We start from the raw sequence: 15827 nt of genomic DNA on the forward strand, positions 1-15827 counted from the left end.
ACCTCATAAAAACGATTACTTTCCTCCTTCATTTTACAGGAAAATCCCAAAATATACCTTTGTTACACATATGAATAAAATGTAAGCACTATGACAATTACAGTTGAAAAATGATAAATCCCGACAAAACTTAGCAATTTTATAAAATTTTCTTTACATTATGATTACAACGATAGACACCCTTCTTCTTATGATATATAACATTCATAGGGAAAGGAGTCAGACAACAATGAAAAAGAAATTTGCAGCGTTTAGTGTTTTAGCAGCAGGAACGATTTTTGCTTCCCCGTTACTTTCACCCGTATACGCTGAAACGAATCAAGATAAATTATCTAACATTCAATCTGAATTAGAAGGCAAACAAAGTGACTTACAAAATAAATCAGTCGAGAAAGAACAAATAGAAAAAGAAATTCAAGAATTACAGAAGAAAATCGATGAATTAACTACTTCCATTAATAAAAATGAGACTGAATTAAACGATACAAAAAAAGAAATTAGCAAAACACAACAAGTAATTACTGACAAAAAGAAACATATAGAACAATTACAAACAAACATAGATACACGTCAGGAAGTTATTAAACAACGATTACAATCTATGCAAGAAAAACCGCGTACAAATATCATTACAGAAGTATTAACAAACTCTACAAACATTGCTGATCTTGTTGATAATATGTACTCCGTAAGTTTAATATTAAACAACGATACAGATATTGTAAAAAAACAAACATCTGATCAAAATGCTGTAACGACAGAAAAAGAGGCTGTTGAGAAAAAAGAACAACAACTGAAAGACTCTGAACAAAAACTAGAACAAAAACAACAAGAATTACAAAATAACCAACAGCAGCAACAAACTCTTATTAACGATTTACATACGAAAGTAGCAAAAGTAGATTCAGAGATTGAAGGATTAGAAGAATCCAAGGGCATTTTAGAAAATCAACGTCAAGCTGTTCAAAAAGCAATTGAAGAAGAAAAACGGGCGGAAGAAGCTCGTAAAGCGGAAGAAGCCCGCCAGGCAGAAGAGGCTCGCAAACAACAAGCTACTAAATCTGCTCAAGCGGTCCCAACACCACATGATACAAATATCGGTGGTTTTATCAAACCAGCAGCTGGATCAAAAACTTCCGGATTTGGTGTACGTTCTTTAGATAACCATAAAGGAATTGACATCGCTGCTTCGGGAACGGTTCCAATTATCGCTGCTGCAGATGGCGTTGTTATTCGCTCAGAATTATCATCTAGTTACGGAAACGTAGTGTATTTATCTCACCGTATAAACGGAAAAACATATACGACAGTATATGCTCATATGAATAGTCGTTCTGTATCGAATGGACAAACTGTAAAACAAGGCGATCAGCTTGGATTTATGGGGAATACGGGCCAATCATACGGACAACATTTACACTTCGAACTTCATCTTGGAGAATGGAATGTCGGCAAGACAAACGCAGTTGACCCATCTCCTTATATCGGATTATAAAAAACCTCGGTGCCTACCGAGGTTTTTCATTTACACTTCACACAATATAGGCATTCTACATAGACTATAACTAAATGCCTATAGTTTACGAGGTGATCCATATGAATACGCAATTACAACAAAAAATAGAAGAAGCTAGAGAAACGTATATTGGCCGGATATTTACATTTGGCGGCTCAGTTTTATTTTTAATCGGTTCATTCCTCGCAGTCACCACAGCCGATAAAGCGTATAATCGTCTATTACATTCATCAACATAAAAAAAGACGGGAGATCCCCGCCTTTTTTTATGCAAACATTTTAAATACACCTATCGCATTTAAAAATACAATTATTACAGTTACCGGAATAACATAACGAAGTAAGAAGAACCAAATGTTAAATAACGTTTTCCCTTTCGTTTCCGTCACTTCTAATTCTTTCATCAACAACTCTTTACTCATTTTATTTGGTACAAATAATGAAATAGCTAGTACTCCTAACGGCAGCAATACGTTACTTACCGAAAAGTCGACTAAATCAAAGAATGTTTTCCCAAATATTTTCACGTCACTCATAATCCCAAATGATAACGCTGATGGAATACCGACTGCAAAAATAAGAATACCAATTAATAATGATGCTGACGGACGCTTCTTCTCATTACCTTTCGCAACAGATGCTACTACAATTTCAAGCATTGAAATTGCTGATGTTAAAGTCGCAAAGAAGAATAAAATTAAAAACATAATAAAGAAAAATTGACCAAATGGTATTTTTGCAAATACTGCTGGAAGGACAATAAACAGTAATCCCGGTCCTTCAGTCGGTTTAACTCCTAATGCGAAAATCGCTGGGAAAATTGCTAATCCTGCAAGTACTGTAACAAAAACAGTTAAACTTACAATAGATGTTGCCGATTTCGCTAAATGTTCCTCTTTCTTTAAATACGAACTATACGTTACCATTACCGAGGCACCTACAGTTAGCGAGAAGAAAGATTGTCCCATCGCATATAAAATTGTATCTGCTGTAAGCTTTGAAAAATCTGGTTTTAAGAAGAACTCTACTCCAGCAAAAGCACCATCGAGTGTTAACGCACGAACAATAATCGCAATAAATAAAATAAATAATAGCGGCATCATGTACTTACTTGCCTTTTCTATACCTTTCTCTACACCTTTACTTACAACAAAAATCGTACAAAGCATAAAGATAAATTGTGCTCCAATCGCACTTAATGGATTTGAAATCGTTTCACCGAACAATTGTCCATAATCAGCTGCACCATTCCAGAAACTTCCTGTCACACTATAATATAAATAAAGTAAAATCCATCCACCTACAACACTATAAAAAGATAGTACACTAAAACAAGTAACAACTCCCATACGACCAATCCAAGGATATAATTTGCTATTTGGCACTAGTACTTTATAAGCTGTAACCGCCTCTTTTTGCGTGCTACGTCCAATAACAAACTCCGCTATTAGAAGAGGCATACCTATAAATAAAGTTAATAGTAAAAATACAAGGAAGAATGCGCCTCCCCCGCCATTACCTGCAACATATGGAAATTTCCATATCGCACCAAGACCTACTGCGGCTCCGGCTGCTGCGAGTACAAAGCCTATTTTCGACGTCCATTGCTGTGTTTCTTTCATCATAATTTCTCCTTTTCTGAATATTTAAACTTTTGTTAATTATACACTTTCATTTCATACTCGCACACCTCCTTTAGAAAATAAAAAAGTCCCCTACACGCAAATATGCATGTAGAGGACGATATATGTAATGTAAATACCGTGGTACCACCTCAATTGGATTGATAAATCCCACTTGTTCAAGTACAGGAATAATTCCGATACTCTATCCTTTTAACGGCGGAACCCGGGTTGCCTACTACAATGTTCAACATACCTCTCGCAAGCCCATTCTGTATATTTTATCGTACCGGGCTCCCACCTAACCCCAGCTCTCTGAACGCATCAAATATACGTACTCTTCTTGCTCATCGATTTCATCTATTGAAGTTACTTGTGATTATAAATTATATTTTTATATTTGTAAAGCGCACTTTATCTTTTATTATTTTAAAACCTTTTCCTCTAACTCACGTAAAAAACTTTCTCTTTTCCCCTCATTTTGCACATATACTGATTTCAACACTTCTTGGAGCAATATATTTCGTTCCCTCTTTTCTAACTGTAAATCTTTTAACTTCAACCTTACTTCATATAAAAAATCTAAATACGATTCATATGTCTCATCATATTTATTTGCAATATCATCTCGAATTTTTTTTGCGAGCTTCGGGCTCGCTCCCCCAGTAGAAACTGCTATATTAAGTAAACCACGATGAATCGCTGCCGGAAAATGAACATTACCACTTTCCGGATTTGTAATAACATTTACTAATTGATTCTCAGCGGCATCTTCAGCAACTTGTTCATTTAATATTGAATCACTACTCGCTGCAACAACTAAAAAAGCACTTTTAATATCACTTTTTTCATATTCTCTTTGATACCAACGAATTTTCTTTTCTTCCACAAGTTTTACTAAATTCGCATCTAATTCTGGACTTATCACAACTATATCCGCACCCTGTTTGAGTAAAGGAATAATTTTAAATCCTGCAACTTTTCCCCCGCCAATAACAACAACGCGTTTCTCATTAACTCGCACTGTAAGTGGATACATACTGATCTCCTTTCAATAACTCCGTCGTTTTCTGAATTAACATATCTTGAAACGCTTCATTCTTCCCTAAATATGGACTAATTTTTATCTCTTCCACTTCATATTGGCGCACTTCTTTCTCAATATGTTTCATAAGTAAACCTGTAAATAACAAGTAAGGCAGTACAACGATGTTCTTTTCTTTTCGTTCTACAACTTCCTTTAACTTCTCCTCAAATTTTGGCTCTGCAGCCGCTAAATAACAAACTTCTACTTTTTTAACCTTCTCTTTTGTTTGAAATAAAGAAGCAATCCAGTTTATATCTCTTAATACTTCAGGATCACTGCTCCCTCTTGCAACAAGAAGTAACGTCACTTCATTTTTATCTTCCTGTTCGATGCCACTTCCGCTATACACCGATTTAACAAGTGTTTCTGATACACCAAACGGATTACCATAGGTCACTTTAACATCCGAAAATTGATTAGTTAACTTTTCCAATTCAAAAGGGATATCTTTTTTTACATGACCTGCCGCTAATAAAAAAACAGGGATAGCAATAATCTCAGTGGCTCCACGCTTCACACATGTACGAAAACTATCTTCAATAGAAGGATTCGCTAACTCTAAAAAACAAACTTCTTGAATAGTCGCTTCTATACGGCTCATGCACGATGTAATAAATTGAATCGCCTCTTCTTTCGCTGTCTTCAAACGACTTCCATGACATATATATAAGACGGCTTTCATTTTACAACACTCCACTTACTTGATAAGCATTTTCTGTCTGCTTCTCAAACCAATGAATTTTTTCTCTAAAACGGACAACCTCTCCAATTACAATCATACTCGGATTTTGAATTTGCTCTTTTTTCGCAACATCTACAATTGTCCCTAACGTTCCAACAACTGTGCGTTGCATAGACGTCGTCCCCTGCTCAATAATAGCAGCTGGCGTACTTTTATCTTTTCCATGCTTCATAAGTTGCTCACATATGTAGGGCAAATTACTAACCCCCATATATACCGCTAAAGTCTCTACACCTTTCGCTAAACTTTCCCATTTCACTTCTTCTTCAGCACCTTCTTTCCTATGCCCAGTCACAATAGCAAAACTTGCACTTGCATCACGGTGCGTCACTGGAATGCCCGCATAAGCAGGAGCAGCTATTCCAGCTGAAATACCAGGAATGATTTCAAATGGTACCCCTTGCTTTGCTAATGCTTCAGCTTCTTCCCCCCCTCTACCAAACACAAATGGATCGCCACCCTTAAGCCTCGTTACAACTTTTCCTTTTTTCGCATACTTAATAAGAAACGTGTTAATTGTCTCTTGCTTCATCGTGTGATAATTCGGGAGTTTTCCACAATAAATTAAATCCGCGTCAGGCTTTGCGTATGAAAGCAGCTCTTTATTCACAAGTCGGTCGTATAAAATAACATCTGCCTTCTCAATACATTTCACCCCTTTAACAGTAATTAAATCTGGATCGCCAGGACCCGCTCCAACAATATAAACCTTCCCCATCATCTCTCCTCATTTCTTCTATTAAAATGAAACTTCCATTCGTATATAAGAATGGAAGTTTTTATTTTTTCGTATTACTGATCTCTACTCATGGATAACAAATGCCCCACCTTTTCGAATCTTCTTTTTTTCAAACAAAGAAATCTCTTTTACCTCTGGCAACGGTAAAAAATGCTTTTCAAGCTCAATCTCCGCAAGCTTAAATGCCTGTTCTTCACTTTGAGCAACAACAACAATCGGAACAATACTATTTACTAACACAGCTTCAAATCGATATAAATCCATATCGTCCCTCCTAAGACGCTATTACTTCTTCTAGCACGTTATTTAACGCTATTTGTAATGTATCTACACCAACACGACCTACAAAATCATAAAATGTTTCGGCTGGTAATTTATTCTCTTTGAAATAACTTATAAATGATGCGAGTACATCAGGTAGATCCTCGCCATCTATTTTTCCTTTTAACTTTTGATTGTAGGCACCGCCATCTAACAATGTTCCACCTACGTATATTTCAAACGCTTCAACAATACCTTTTTCCTTCGTTTTCATTTTCACCCCTTGTAGCCCAATGTCAGCAATTTGACGTTGACCACATGAATTCGGGCAGCCTACCATATGAATTCGAACTGGAACATCGAGTGCAATTTGTGTATCTAAGTATTCTGCAATTTTTCGTAATCTTTCTTTCGTTTCTACTAGTGCAAGATTACAATATTCAATACCGGTACATGAAACCGCATGACCAATAAATGATTTCGGGCTAGCAGATATCGCTTCAAACAACGGTTCACTAAGTAATCCTTTTACATTTTCTGGAGGAACGTTCGGAATAATGAAGTTTTGCGAGTTACATGTACGAATTTGTCCATTTCCATATTGCTTTGCGATTCTTGCAATCTCAAACATTTCTTCTGCATGTAAACGACCTACCGGTACATTAAAACCTACATATTTTAATCCCTTTTGTTTTTGGTCTTGAACACCATAAAAATAGCCTGCATTCCATCCTTTGAGTGCACTTTCCCCTTTACTTTGTAAAGGCCCTGTATACTCTATTAGTTTCTCTTTAAATTTCTCTGCTCCCCAGTCCGCAACAAGAAATTTCAACCGAGCTAAATGACGTTTTTCACGATATCCAAAATCACGGAATATAGTAGCAATCGCAATCGCCACCGCCTTCACTTCTTCTGGTAAAACGAATACATCTAATTCATCAGCTAAATACGGTCGAGCTGATAATCCTCCACCTACTTTTATATGAAAACCAACTTTTTTCTCACCATCTATTTCTTTCGTTGCAGGCGTAAATGCAACACAGTTAATTTCTGCGTTTGCTGAATTATAAATATTAGAACTAATAGACATTTTAAATTTACGTGGCAAGTTAGAAAACTCTTCATTATGTTGGAAGTAATCATATACTTCTTTTACAATATGCGTTGTATCGAATAGTTCATTTGCATCAATGCCAGCAAGCGGATTACCTGTAATATTCCGCGTTATATCACCACAAGCCCCCGCTGAAGATAACCCAACTCTTGCTAATCTTTTAAAAATATCTGGAATTTGCTGAATTTCTAACCAGTGAAACTGAATCGCCTGTCTCGTCGTAATATCTATTACATTACGTCCATAATCTTCAGCGATAGAAGCAAGTACTTCTGCCTGTGCATTTGTAATAATCCCTGACGGAATATTTACCCGCATCATAAAATAACCAGCTTCTTTCGGTCTTTGTAAATACAAGCCTGCCCATTTAAAGGCATCCCACTCTTCTTTCGGAATAGATTCGAAACCATTTTCCGCATAGTAAGGAATATCATTAAAAATTTCTAAGCCATCTTTTTCTAATTTATTTTTCTCGGTCTGATTTAATTTTTCATTGTTAGCCCATACTTTTTCATAACTCATTGTTTATCCCCCTATATAAAACTACGCTCTTGTAAGTACTTCACGATTTGTTCTGCACATTCTTCAATAGAATATTTGTGCGTTTCTACAATTAATTCCGCTTGCTCTGGCTCTTCATAAGGCGAATCAATACCTGTGAAATCCTTAATATCACCTTTTCTTGCCTTTTTATAAAGTCCTTTCGGATCACGTTTCTCACACTCTTCAATCGGACACTTCACAAAAATTTCAATAAATTCATCTGCCGCTAATAAATCTCTTACTTGTTTGCGGTCTACTCGAAATGGTGAAATAAATGCTGTAAGGACAACTGCTCCTTGGTCTACAAATAACTTTGCCACTTCGCCAATACGTCTTATATTTTCCATGCGATCACTTTCAGAAAATCCTAAGTCTTTATTTAAACCGTGGCGAATGTTATCCCCATCCAGCACATAATTTCCAATATTCTTTTCAAACAGTTTACGAGCGACCGCATTCGCTACTGTAGATTTACCCGAAGCTGATAAACCAGTAAACCAAATTACAAAACTATGATGTCCATTCTTCACTCTTCTCTCATCTTTTGAAACCGAAGCTGTATGCCAAGTAATATTCGTATCCATCTCGTTCTCTCCCTATTCTGTTACTACTTCTTTTTTCAAGCCTTTAATTAGCACTTCCACTACTTCTTTACGACTAAATGTACTTGGCGGAATCTCACCGTTTCTTAATAATTCTCTTACTTTCGTACCCGATAAAATAACATGATCTTCTTTTCCGTGCGGACATGTTTTCGTTGAAGCCATCGCTTCACATTTCGTGCAGTAAAAACTATGCTCAAAGAATAGTGGTGTAATTCCTAACTCTTCTATCGTAAAATTTGTGAAGATTTCTTGCGCTTCATACGTTCCGTAATAATCTCCTACTCCAGCATGATCACGCCCTACTATAAAGTGGGTACATCCAAAATTCTTTCTTACTAACGCATGAAATATCGCTTCCCTTGGTCCTGCGTAACGCATGGCAGCAGGAAATACACTTAAAAAGACACGATTTTTCGGATAATAGTTTTGAAGAAGTACTTCATAGCTTTCCATTCTTACATCAGCAGGAATATCATCCGATTTCGTTTCTCCAACGAGCGGATTTAAAAAGAGACCATCTACAATTTCAAGAGCAGATTTTTGAATATACTCATGGGCACGATGTACCGGGTTTCTCGTTTGAAATCCGACCACTGTTTTCCACCCACGTTTTTTAAATGCTTCCCTCGTTTCAATTGGGTCTAAATGATAAGAAGGAAATTGATTATTTTCAAAGCGTTTTGTTAGAATAATAGTTCCTCCAACGTAAACGTTTGGTCGTTCATATAATTTTTTCACTCCTGGATGAGCCTCATCCGTTGTTTTATATACAAGTAACGCTTCTTTTTCTTTATCTGGTACAAAAATATCTTCTATTTGAATGACACCGTATATATTTCCATTGTTGACAAGCTTTACTTCCTCTCCAGCCTTCAGGCTTTCTGCGACTTTTTCTGTTACCGGTAATGTAATCGGTATACTCCACACACTACCATTTGCTAAACGAAGCGTTTCTACAACAGAATCATAATCTTCTTTCCCTAAAAAACCAGTAAGGGGGCTATATCCACCTGTCGCCAATAGTTCTAAATCACTTAACGCAATATTGTCTAATTTAATTTCTTTTTCAATTTGTGATACGTCATATGTCTCATCTATACGGTTTACTAATTCGTTTACTATGCTCATTTTTCTATATCCTCTCTTAGCTTTATTTCAAGATTCATCTTATTGGTAATGAAGACCACATTCAGTTTTCACTTTTCCAGCCCATCTACCATCTCTTGAATCGCCACCATCCCCTACAGGTAACGTACATTTCTCACACCCAATACTTGGATAGCCAACATCATGCAACGGGTTATACGGCAAGCTATGTTTGTATACATATCGCCAAACTTCTTTCCACGTCCAATGAATGAGTGGACAAACTTTAATAGATTGAAAACGATGATCTTGATTTATAAACTTTGTATGCTTACGTGTTTCTGATTGTTCCCTTCTTAAGCCCGATATCCATGCTTTTTCCACGACTAATGATTTTTCTAAAGGTAAAATTTTTCTAATCTTACAACAAAGATTCGGATTGCTCTCCCACAGTTTTTCACCATGCAACTTCGCCTGTTCATCAAGTGTAAGTTCTGGCTGTTTTTCTATAATATTCAATGAAGGAAATCGTTCCCGCACTTTTTGAATTAATTCATACGTTTCTTGAAAATGAACATTTGTATCCAAAAATACAACTTTAGCAGATGGATTTACTTGGTTTATAATGTGCAGCAATACCATACCTTCCACCCCAAAGCTACATGCGTAGACAACCTCATCTTTATATTCTTTATAAGCCCAATTTAATACTGATAACGCACCTTTTGTTTCATCTTCTTCCGAAAACGAAACAACATTTTCTTCCCACGTTTCATACGTCAACATGTTTTTTCCCCCTGTAAAAGCAAAAAGACGGTTTTAACCTAATGAAAATAGGTTAAAACCGCCTCTAGTTTTTCTAGTCAGCGCTTTTCACTTTAAACGTACTTTTTCACTTTTCTCTAACTGAATTACTTTTCCATCTTGCACAACAATTGTAATTGAACCATATTTCATATCAGCAAGCATCGCTTCAATCTTCTCGGATACTTCATCAAAATGTTCCCGTACACTCACGCGAACAGCCCCCCTTTTTATTCATAAAAAAAATCTTTCCCATTTCGAAAAGACTGTTCGGTAATATATTTTACCTTATCTTTCAAAATGGATCCCATTTTGCTGGATTTAGCACCTTGCTTTCTATAAGCAGGTTGCCGAGCTTCTTCGGGCCAGTTCCCTCCGCTTCTCTTGATAAGCTTTGTATTTGTATTTTATCACAATTCTGATTTTTTTCAATCCTAGTTTTCCGATATATTTTAATTATTTTATTTTATAAAAAAGGAATTGCCCATTCGAACAACTCCTTTTCCTATTTAGACAAGCTCTTTAATACGTATGCGATCGTTCCCAATAATATTTTCATATGTTTCGCGTTCCACAACTACTTGCGATGTTCCGCCTTTTGCAAAGACAACGGCTGGTCTTCGAATCCGATTGTAATTATTCGCCATCGAGTACCCGTATGCTCCTGTACAGGAAACTGCTAGTAAATCAGAAGCAGCGACTTTCGGTAAATGAATATCCCAAATCAACATGTCTCCACTCTCACAGCATTTCCCGGCAATCGAAACGAGTTCCTCATTCTCATCATTCGCTCGATTCGCTAACATCGCTTCATAACGCGCATTATATAAAGCAGGTCTTAAATTATCTGTCATTCCACCATCGACTGATACATATTTCCGAATACCAGGAATATCTTTCACAGATCCAACTGTATAAATTGTTGTCCCAGCATCACCTACAATGCTACGGCCTGGCTCAATCCATATTTCTGGCAATGGATATTCACATACAGTAAATTGTTCTCTCACTGCACTTGTTACAGCTCGCACATATGTCTCAAGAGTTAATGGTGTATCTGACTCTGTGTAACGTATTCCAAATCCCCCGCCTACATTTAACACTTTTACTACATAGTTTGTTTGCTCTCTCACTTCTTCTAAAAATTGGCGAAGAACTTCAATTGCTCGAACAAAACCAGCTGTTTCAAATATTTGCGACCCAATATGTGAATGGATCCCTAGCACATTATAATTGGATTTTTGTAAAGCAAATCCAATTGCCTGCATTGCTTGACCGTTTGAAACACCAAATCCAAATTTCGAATCATCTTGACCTGTTGTAATATATTCATGTGTGTGCGCCTCTACTCCAGGCGTTACACGAATTAATATGTTCACAAATTTCCCATGTTGCATCGCTAAATCGTGTAAAACTTCTAATTCAAAGAAATTATCTACGACAAAACAACCGATATTCGCCTGAAGAGCCATCACTATTTCTTCTTCTGTTTTATTATTTCCATGAAAATGAATACGTGATGCCGGAAATCCTGCTTGGAGCGCAGTATATAATTCTCCCCCAGAAACAACGTCTAATGACATATTCTCTTCACGAGCTACTCGGCACATCTCCATGCACAAGAACGCCTTGCTTGCATATGCTACTTGATAAGAGAAACCACTTTCTTTAAAAGCACGATGAAATGCTCGGCATTTTCCTCGAATAGACTCTTCATCGTATACATAAAGTGGTGTTCCGTATTGCTTTGCTAGCTGCGTCGTATCGCACCCTCCAATTTCTAAGTGTCCTTGCCCATTAATTCGGCTTGTGCCGTGTAAATACATTTAAATTCCTCCCTTATTTCCTCTAAAACTCATAACCCCAATCTTCTATTCATTGCAGCACGCTTTTAGATAGACAAAAAACGCGCGGAACAATGTTCACACGCGTTTCTTATTAGGAAAAATATATATTGAAAAAATAAACGAGTTGTTATCTCCTCAAAATAAGAAACCGCATCAACATCTCCAAATAGCTCTCCATAAAATAAATCTTATGACAGTACTACATTTATTCAATGCAGTCCCAATATATGAATAAGATGGTTATTCTTATATTTCGGCAATAGTCCCTTTCAACCTATGATCACAGATTCCATTAAATCTCCCATAGCTTACTCTTTCCTATCGCGGCCTCTACCTTTGAGAGTAGATGAGGTAAGTCTATTTAATTTTCAAACATCTAATTGTTGCTATTAACAATACCAAAGGACCATTTTATTTGTCAAACAATTTTTTATATTGTTTTTTTACAGTTTAGTTTCGTATCATTCGGTAAGCGCTTTACTGAAATCTTTGTCACTTCCCATTCGCCTTCTTCGTTATTAAATGTAATCGTTACCTTCTCAAATGGTGGAGCAATTTTCCCAGCAACACGTTCATACTTTGTCACTTCAATACTTGCTTGAAATAAATATGTACCGCTATACACTTTTTTTAAACTAATAATTTTAGGACATTGATAAGGTTTCAAACTTCCATATTGTTTTTCAATTGCTTTATTTATTTTTGGAAATAAAACAGAATAAAGTGCATCTTCCATAAGAGGTGCATCATATTGGGCTACCGACACACTCGGTGAAGTAAAAAGTATAACACTACTGCATGCTATAAAATATAATAATTTTCGCATTATAACCTCCGTATTATCACGCGATTCTTTCTGCGTACGATAATTATCATACATAGAAATTCTGTTTTATTGTCTCCCACCACTCTTTTTCTACTCGATTATTATAAAAAAGCCCACAACCTTCTTTTATTTTCGTATAATGATACTCATAGTATAATAATCATAATAACAAAGGACTGTTCGTATATATAAAATGAGTCGTTAAGCAAACTGATTCACAAGAACTGTCATGCTTTTTAGGAGAGGAGTATATTATGCTACAACATCTGTTTCCAAAACTGCGATTTGCACTCGTTGCAGTCGTTTTACTATGGATTAAAACATATATTGTGTACAAGCTAGCATTTGATATTAAAATTGATAATTTCTTTGAAGAATTCATGCTTTTTATCAATCCACTAGCTGCGTTACTTTTATTTTTCGGCTTAGCTTTACTTGCATCTAAGCACCGAAACCGAATTATAATTGGAATCAGTTTTATACTGTCATTTATTTTATTTGGAAACGCAATGTTTTATGGGTTCTATAACGATTTCGTTACTTTCCCGGTTTTATTCCAAACAAACAATATGGCTGATTTAGGGACAAGTATAAAAGAACTCTTTACGTACAAAACATTACTTTTATTTGCAGATGCAATTATTTTAATGTTTATTTCACGTAAATTCCCATCATTTGGCGACAAAACACCACTTTCCCGCTCAGAGAAGCGAACTTTCTTTAGCGGTGTAACAGCTTTATTAGCACTACAAATTGTTGTATCAGTTATTTATAAACCACAAATGTTCTCGCGCTCATTTGACCGTCAAACTGTCGTGAAGAATTTAGGTTTATACACATACCATCTATTTGATATTACGCTTCAATCCAAGTCTTCAGCTGAGCGTGTATTTGCAAGTGGGGATGGGTTTTCTGAAATTAAAAACTATACAGACTCAAAAGACAAACAAGTTGATAAAAACTTATTTGGAGCTGCAAAAGGTAAAAATGTAATTTTAATTTCAATGGAATCTACACAAAACTTTGTTATTAATAAAAAAATAAATGGAAAAGAAATTACACCATTTTTAAATGAATTTATTAAGGATAGTTTCTATTTCGATAACTTCTATCATCAAACTGGACAAGGCAAAACTTCTGATGCTGAATTTATCGTTGAAAACTCACTTTATCCGCTAGATCGTGGTTCTGTATTCTTTACTCATGCAACAAATGAATACACAGCGACACCAGAACAATTAAAGAAATACGGATATTCTTCTGCCGTCTTCCATTCAAACGATAAAACGTTTTGGAATCGGGATGTAATGTATCCTGCGCTTGGATATGATCGTTATTTTAATTTAAATGATTACGCAGGAACGGAGCAAATGTCTGTCGGTTGGGGATTAAAAGATAAAGAGTTCTTTGAACAATCTATTCCAAAGTTAAAATCTTTACCGCAACCGTTCTATACAAAATTTATTACATTAACAAATCATTTTCCGTTTCTTCTAAATCCGGAAGATCAATATGTTGATGAATTCAACTCGGAAAGTGGTGTTGTAAACCGCTACTTCCCAACTGTTCGTTACACAGATGAAGCTCTTAAATTATTTATTCAACAATTAAAAGAAGAAGGATTATATGATAATTCCGTTATTGTCATTTATGGTGATCATTACGGTATTTCCGAAAACCATAACGCAGCTATGGCACAGTTCCTAGGAAAAGATACTATTACACCATTCGATTCTATGCAATTACAACGAGTCCCTCTTATTATTCATGTGCCTGGCCAAGAAGGAAAAGTTGTTTCTAAAGTATCCGGTCAAATTGATATTAAGCCAACGCTCCTTCATTTACTTGGTATTAAAACAAATAAATCCGTTGAATTTGGAACTGACTTATTTATTAAAGAGAAAGACCCGCTTATGGTAATGCGTGATGGTAGCTTTGTTTCTGAAGAGTATGTTTATACAAAAAATATGTGCTACAAAAGAAGTACGGGTGAAGAAGCTGACATGACGTTATGTCAGCCGTATATTGAAAAAGCAAAAACAGAATTAAAACTCTCCGATAAATTAATTTATGGAGATTTATTACGCTTCGATCCTAATAATCGATATAAAACCGGAACGATGACAACGAAATTTGAATAGTAAAGGAAGCAACTTTATACAAGTTGCTTCCTCTTTTTATTTCCACTTAATTTTCGAACCATCCTTCTATGAAATCTTTCACAAATTGGTAATTTCTTTCGTATGAGGAATAAATTTATGGTATGATAAAATAAGTAAACTTTCATACACTAATTAAGAATTTATTACAGAAAGCAAGGGATCAGATTTTGTATAGAGCAGCTATTCCAAACTTATTTACGCTCGGAAATTTATATAGCGGATTTTTATCAATCGGCTATGCATCTTTAGGATATTATAAATCAGCTGCTATTTTAGTACTTATCGGGATGATGTTAGATAGTCTTGATGGTCGTGTTGCTCGTTTATTACGTGTTGATTCACAAATGGGAAAAGAGCTCGACTCGCTTGCAGATGTCGTAACATTTGGTGCAGCACCAGCTGTTTTAATGTATTACACATCTTTCTCAAACTACGGAATCATCGGATTATACATAGCGGGATTATTCCCTCTTTTCGGAGCATATCGTTTAGCACGATTTAATGTAACACCATCTTCTACTTCAATGAAATATTTCACTGGAGTACCGATTACAGCAGCGGGAGGGCTTGTTGCTTTCTTAACATTATTTTCACATACCATTCCAAAAATCGTTCTTATTACCGTATTTGTAACGTTCGCATTTTTAATGGTGAGCCGCATTCGTATCCCAAGTTTAAAAGATGTACCAATTCCACGATATAGCATCATTATTACACTATTTTTAGTTGGAATCATTATTACAATGTATCAAACAGGATTTGGAAATTTTTCTGTTTTCTTATTCATTGCCATTCCACTATATATTTTGTACATGTTATCTCAATTCATTAGACAAAGACCGTCTAAAAAAGCCAATAAAGAAAAATAAGAAA

The 15827-nt window shown here is 35.7% G+C and carries 16 protein-coding genes, 2 riboswitches and 1 other annotated feature; of the genes, 4 read left to right on the top strand and 12 right to left on the bottom strand.

Going from position 1 to position 15827, the window contains the following annotated elements; genetic code table 11:
- Positions 1-229: 229 nt before the first annotated feature.
- The gene (locus ACTFSL_RS02030; protein WP_078386018.1) at positions 230-1495 is read left to right on the top strand and encodes a murein hydrolase activator EnvC family protein; all 1266 of its coding nucleotides are present in this window, start codon (positions 230-232) and stop codon (positions 1493-1495) included.
- A 101-nt stretch (positions 1496-1596) separates the two neighbouring features.
- Positions 1597-1755, top strand: coding sequence for a hypothetical protein (locus ACTFSL_RS02035; RefSeq protein ID WP_162900583.1), 159 nt, complete (start codon positions 1597-1599; stop codon positions 1753-1755).
- 27 nt (positions 1756-1782) lie between these two features.
- Here ACTFSL_RS02035 and ACTFSL_RS02040 read toward each other — a convergent pair whose 3' ends face one another.
- The 12 genes from ACTFSL_RS02040 to ACTFSL_RS02095 all read right to left on the bottom strand — a co-directional run bounded on the left by ACTFSL_RS02040 (position 1783) and on the right by ACTFSL_RS02095 (position 12792).
- Positions 1783-3138 carry a sodium-dependent transporter gene (locus ACTFSL_RS02040; RefSeq protein WP_000665430.1) on the bottom strand — a complete coding sequence of 452 codons (1356 nt, stop codon included), beginning with the start codon at positions 3136-3138 and terminating at the stop codon, positions 1783-1785.
- 111 nt (positions 3139-3249) lie between these two features.
- Positions 3250-3498 (bottom strand) — a binding site (T-box leader).
- Positions 3499-3562: 64 nt separating this feature from the next.
- On the bottom strand, positions 3563-4177 hold the full coding sequence (locus ACTFSL_RS02045; protein WP_000283356.1) for an NAD(P)-binding protein: 615 nt from the start codon (positions 4175-4177) through the stop codon (positions 3563-3565).
- Complete coding sequence (locus ACTFSL_RS02050; protein WP_000648892.1) at positions 4152-4907, bottom strand: sirohydrochlorin chelatase; 756 nt, start codon at positions 4905-4907, stop codon at positions 4152-4154. The genes ACTFSL_RS02045 and ACTFSL_RS02050 overlap by 26 nt, the downstream gene beginning before the upstream one ends.
- A gap of 1 nt (position 4908) precedes the next feature.
- The gene (cobA, locus tag ACTFSL_RS02055) at positions 4909-5685 is read right to left on the bottom strand and encodes a uroporphyrinogen-III C-methyltransferase (RefSeq protein ID WP_400155265.1); all 777 of its coding nucleotides are present in this window, start codon (positions 5683-5685) and stop codon (positions 4909-4911) included.
- An 84-nt stretch (positions 5686-5769) separates the two neighbouring features.
- Positions 5770-5970 carry a DUF3906 family protein gene (locus tag ACTFSL_RS02060; protein WP_000366914.1) on the bottom strand — a complete coding sequence of 67 codons (201 nt, stop codon included), beginning with the start codon at positions 5968-5970 and terminating at the stop codon, positions 5770-5772.
- A gap of 10 nt (positions 5971-5980) precedes the next feature.
- Positions 5981-7603 carry a nitrite/sulfite reductase gene (locus tag ACTFSL_RS02065; protein ID WP_000119621.1) on the bottom strand — a complete coding sequence of 541 codons (1623 nt, stop codon included), beginning with the start codon at positions 7601-7603 and terminating at the stop codon, positions 5981-5983.
- 11 nt (positions 7604-7614) lie between these two features.
- The gene (gene cysC, locus ACTFSL_RS02070) at positions 7615-8208 is read right to left on the bottom strand and encodes an adenylyl-sulfate kinase (protein ID WP_000380499.1); all 594 of its coding nucleotides are present in this window, start codon (positions 8206-8208) and stop codon (positions 7615-7617) included.
- 12 nt (positions 8209-8220) lie between these two features.
- Positions 8221-9357, bottom strand: a complete 1137-nt coding sequence (sat, locus tag ACTFSL_RS02075) for a sulfate adenylyltransferase (RefSeq protein WP_000029491.1) — start codon at positions 9355-9357, stop codon at positions 8221-8223.
- 39 nt (positions 9358-9396) lie between these two features.
- Positions 9397-10101, bottom strand: a complete 705-nt coding sequence (locus tag ACTFSL_RS02080; RefSeq protein ID WP_000959020.1) for a phosphoadenylyl-sulfate reductase — start codon at positions 10099-10101, stop codon at positions 9397-9399.
- 87 nt (positions 10102-10188) lie between these two features.
- Positions 10189-10332 carry a YezD family protein gene (locus tag ACTFSL_RS02085; protein ID WP_000116158.1) on the bottom strand — a complete coding sequence of 48 codons (144 nt, stop codon included), beginning with the start codon at positions 10330-10332 and terminating at the stop codon, positions 10189-10191.
- 72 nt (positions 10333-10404) lie between these two features.
- Positions 10405-10513, bottom strand: a riboswitch (SAM riboswitch).
- Positions 10514-10628: 115 nt separating this feature from the next.
- The gene (gene lysA / locus ACTFSL_RS02090; protein WP_000280642.1) at positions 10629-11945 is read right to left on the bottom strand and encodes a diaminopimelate decarboxylase; all 1317 of its coding nucleotides are present in this window, start codon (positions 11943-11945) and stop codon (positions 10629-10631) included.
- A gap of 180 nt (positions 11946-12125) precedes the next feature.
- Positions 12126-12307, bottom strand: a riboswitch (Lysine riboswitch).
- An 89-nt stretch (positions 12308-12396) separates the two neighbouring features.
- A complete protein-coding gene (locus ACTFSL_RS02095; protein WP_001228823.1) occupies positions 12397-12792 on the bottom strand; it encodes a DUF3888 domain-containing protein in 396 nt (131 codons plus the stop codon).
- Positions 12793-13046: 254 nt separating this feature from the next.
- Between ACTFSL_RS02095 and ACTFSL_RS02100 the strand changes: the two genes are divergently transcribed.
- Both ACTFSL_RS02100 and pssA read left to right on the top strand, forming a co-directional pair.
- The gene (locus ACTFSL_RS02100; protein WP_000939078.1) at positions 13047-14933 is read left to right on the top strand and encodes an LTA synthase family protein; all 1887 of its coding nucleotides are present in this window, start codon (positions 13047-13049) and stop codon (positions 14931-14933) included.
- Positions 14934-15121: 188 nt separating this feature from the next.
- A complete protein-coding gene (gene pssA / locus ACTFSL_RS02105) occupies positions 15122-15823 on the top strand; it encodes a CDP-diacylglycerol--serine O-phosphatidyltransferase (protein ID WP_000285417.1) in 702 nt (233 codons plus the stop codon).
- Positions 15824-15827: the final 4 nt, after the last annotated feature.

The organism is Bacillus cereus group sp. MYBK108-1 (genome assembly GCF_051917185.1).
Taxonomy (GTDB): Bacteria; Bacillota; Bacilli; order Bacillales; family Bacillaceae_G; genus Bacillus_A; species Bacillus_A cereus.

Coding starts and splice junctions, on each gene's coding strand:
- ACTFSL_RS02030 (WP_078386018.1), top strand. CDS start 230: ATGAAAAAGAAATTTGCAGCGTTTAGTGTTTTAGCAGCAGGAACGATT.
- ACTFSL_RS02035 (WP_162900583.1), top strand. CDS start 1,597: ATGAATACGCAATTACAACAAAAAATAGAAGAAGCTAGAGAAACGTAT.
- ACTFSL_RS02040 (WP_000665430.1), bottom strand. CDS start 3,138: ATGAAAGAAACACAGCAATGGACGTCGAAAATAGGCTTTGTACTCGCA.
- ACTFSL_RS02045 (WP_000283356.1), bottom strand. CDS start 4,177: ATGTATCCACTTACAGTGCGAGTTAATGAGAAACGCGTTGTTGTTATT.
- ACTFSL_RS02050 (WP_000648892.1), bottom strand. CDS start 4,907: ATGAAAGCCGTCTTATATATATGTCATGGAAGTCGTTTGAAGACAGCG.
- cobA (WP_400155265.1), bottom strand. CDS start 5,685: ATGGGGAAGGTTTATATTGTTGGAGCGGGTCCTGGCGATCCAGATTTA.
- ACTFSL_RS02060 (WP_000366914.1), bottom strand. CDS start 5,970: ATGGATTTATATCGATTTGAAGCTGTGTTAGTAAATAGTATTGTTCCG.
- ACTFSL_RS02065 (WP_000119621.1), bottom strand. CDS start 7,603: ATGAGTTATGAAAAAGTATGGGCTAACAATGAAAAATTAAATCAGACC.
- cysC (WP_000380499.1), bottom strand. CDS start 8,208: ATGGATACGAATATTACTTGGCATACAGCTTCGGTTTCAAAAGATGAG.
- sat (WP_000029491.1), bottom strand. CDS start 9,357: ATGAGCATAGTAAACGAATTAGTAAACCGTATAGATGAGACATATGAC.
- ACTFSL_RS02080 (WP_000959020.1), bottom strand. CDS start 10,101: ATGTTGACGTATGAAACGTGGGAAGAAAATGTTGTTTCGTTTTCGGAA.
- lysA (WP_000280642.1), bottom strand. CDS start 11,945: ATGTATTTACACGGCACAAGCCGAATTAATGGGCAAGGACACTTAGAA.
- ACTFSL_RS02095 (WP_001228823.1), bottom strand. CDS start 12,792: ATGCGAAAATTATTATATTTTATAGCATGCAGTAGTGTTATACTTTTT.
- ACTFSL_RS02100 (WP_000939078.1), top strand. CDS start 13,047: ATGCTACAACATCTGTTTCCAAAACTGCGATTTGCACTCGTTGCAGTC.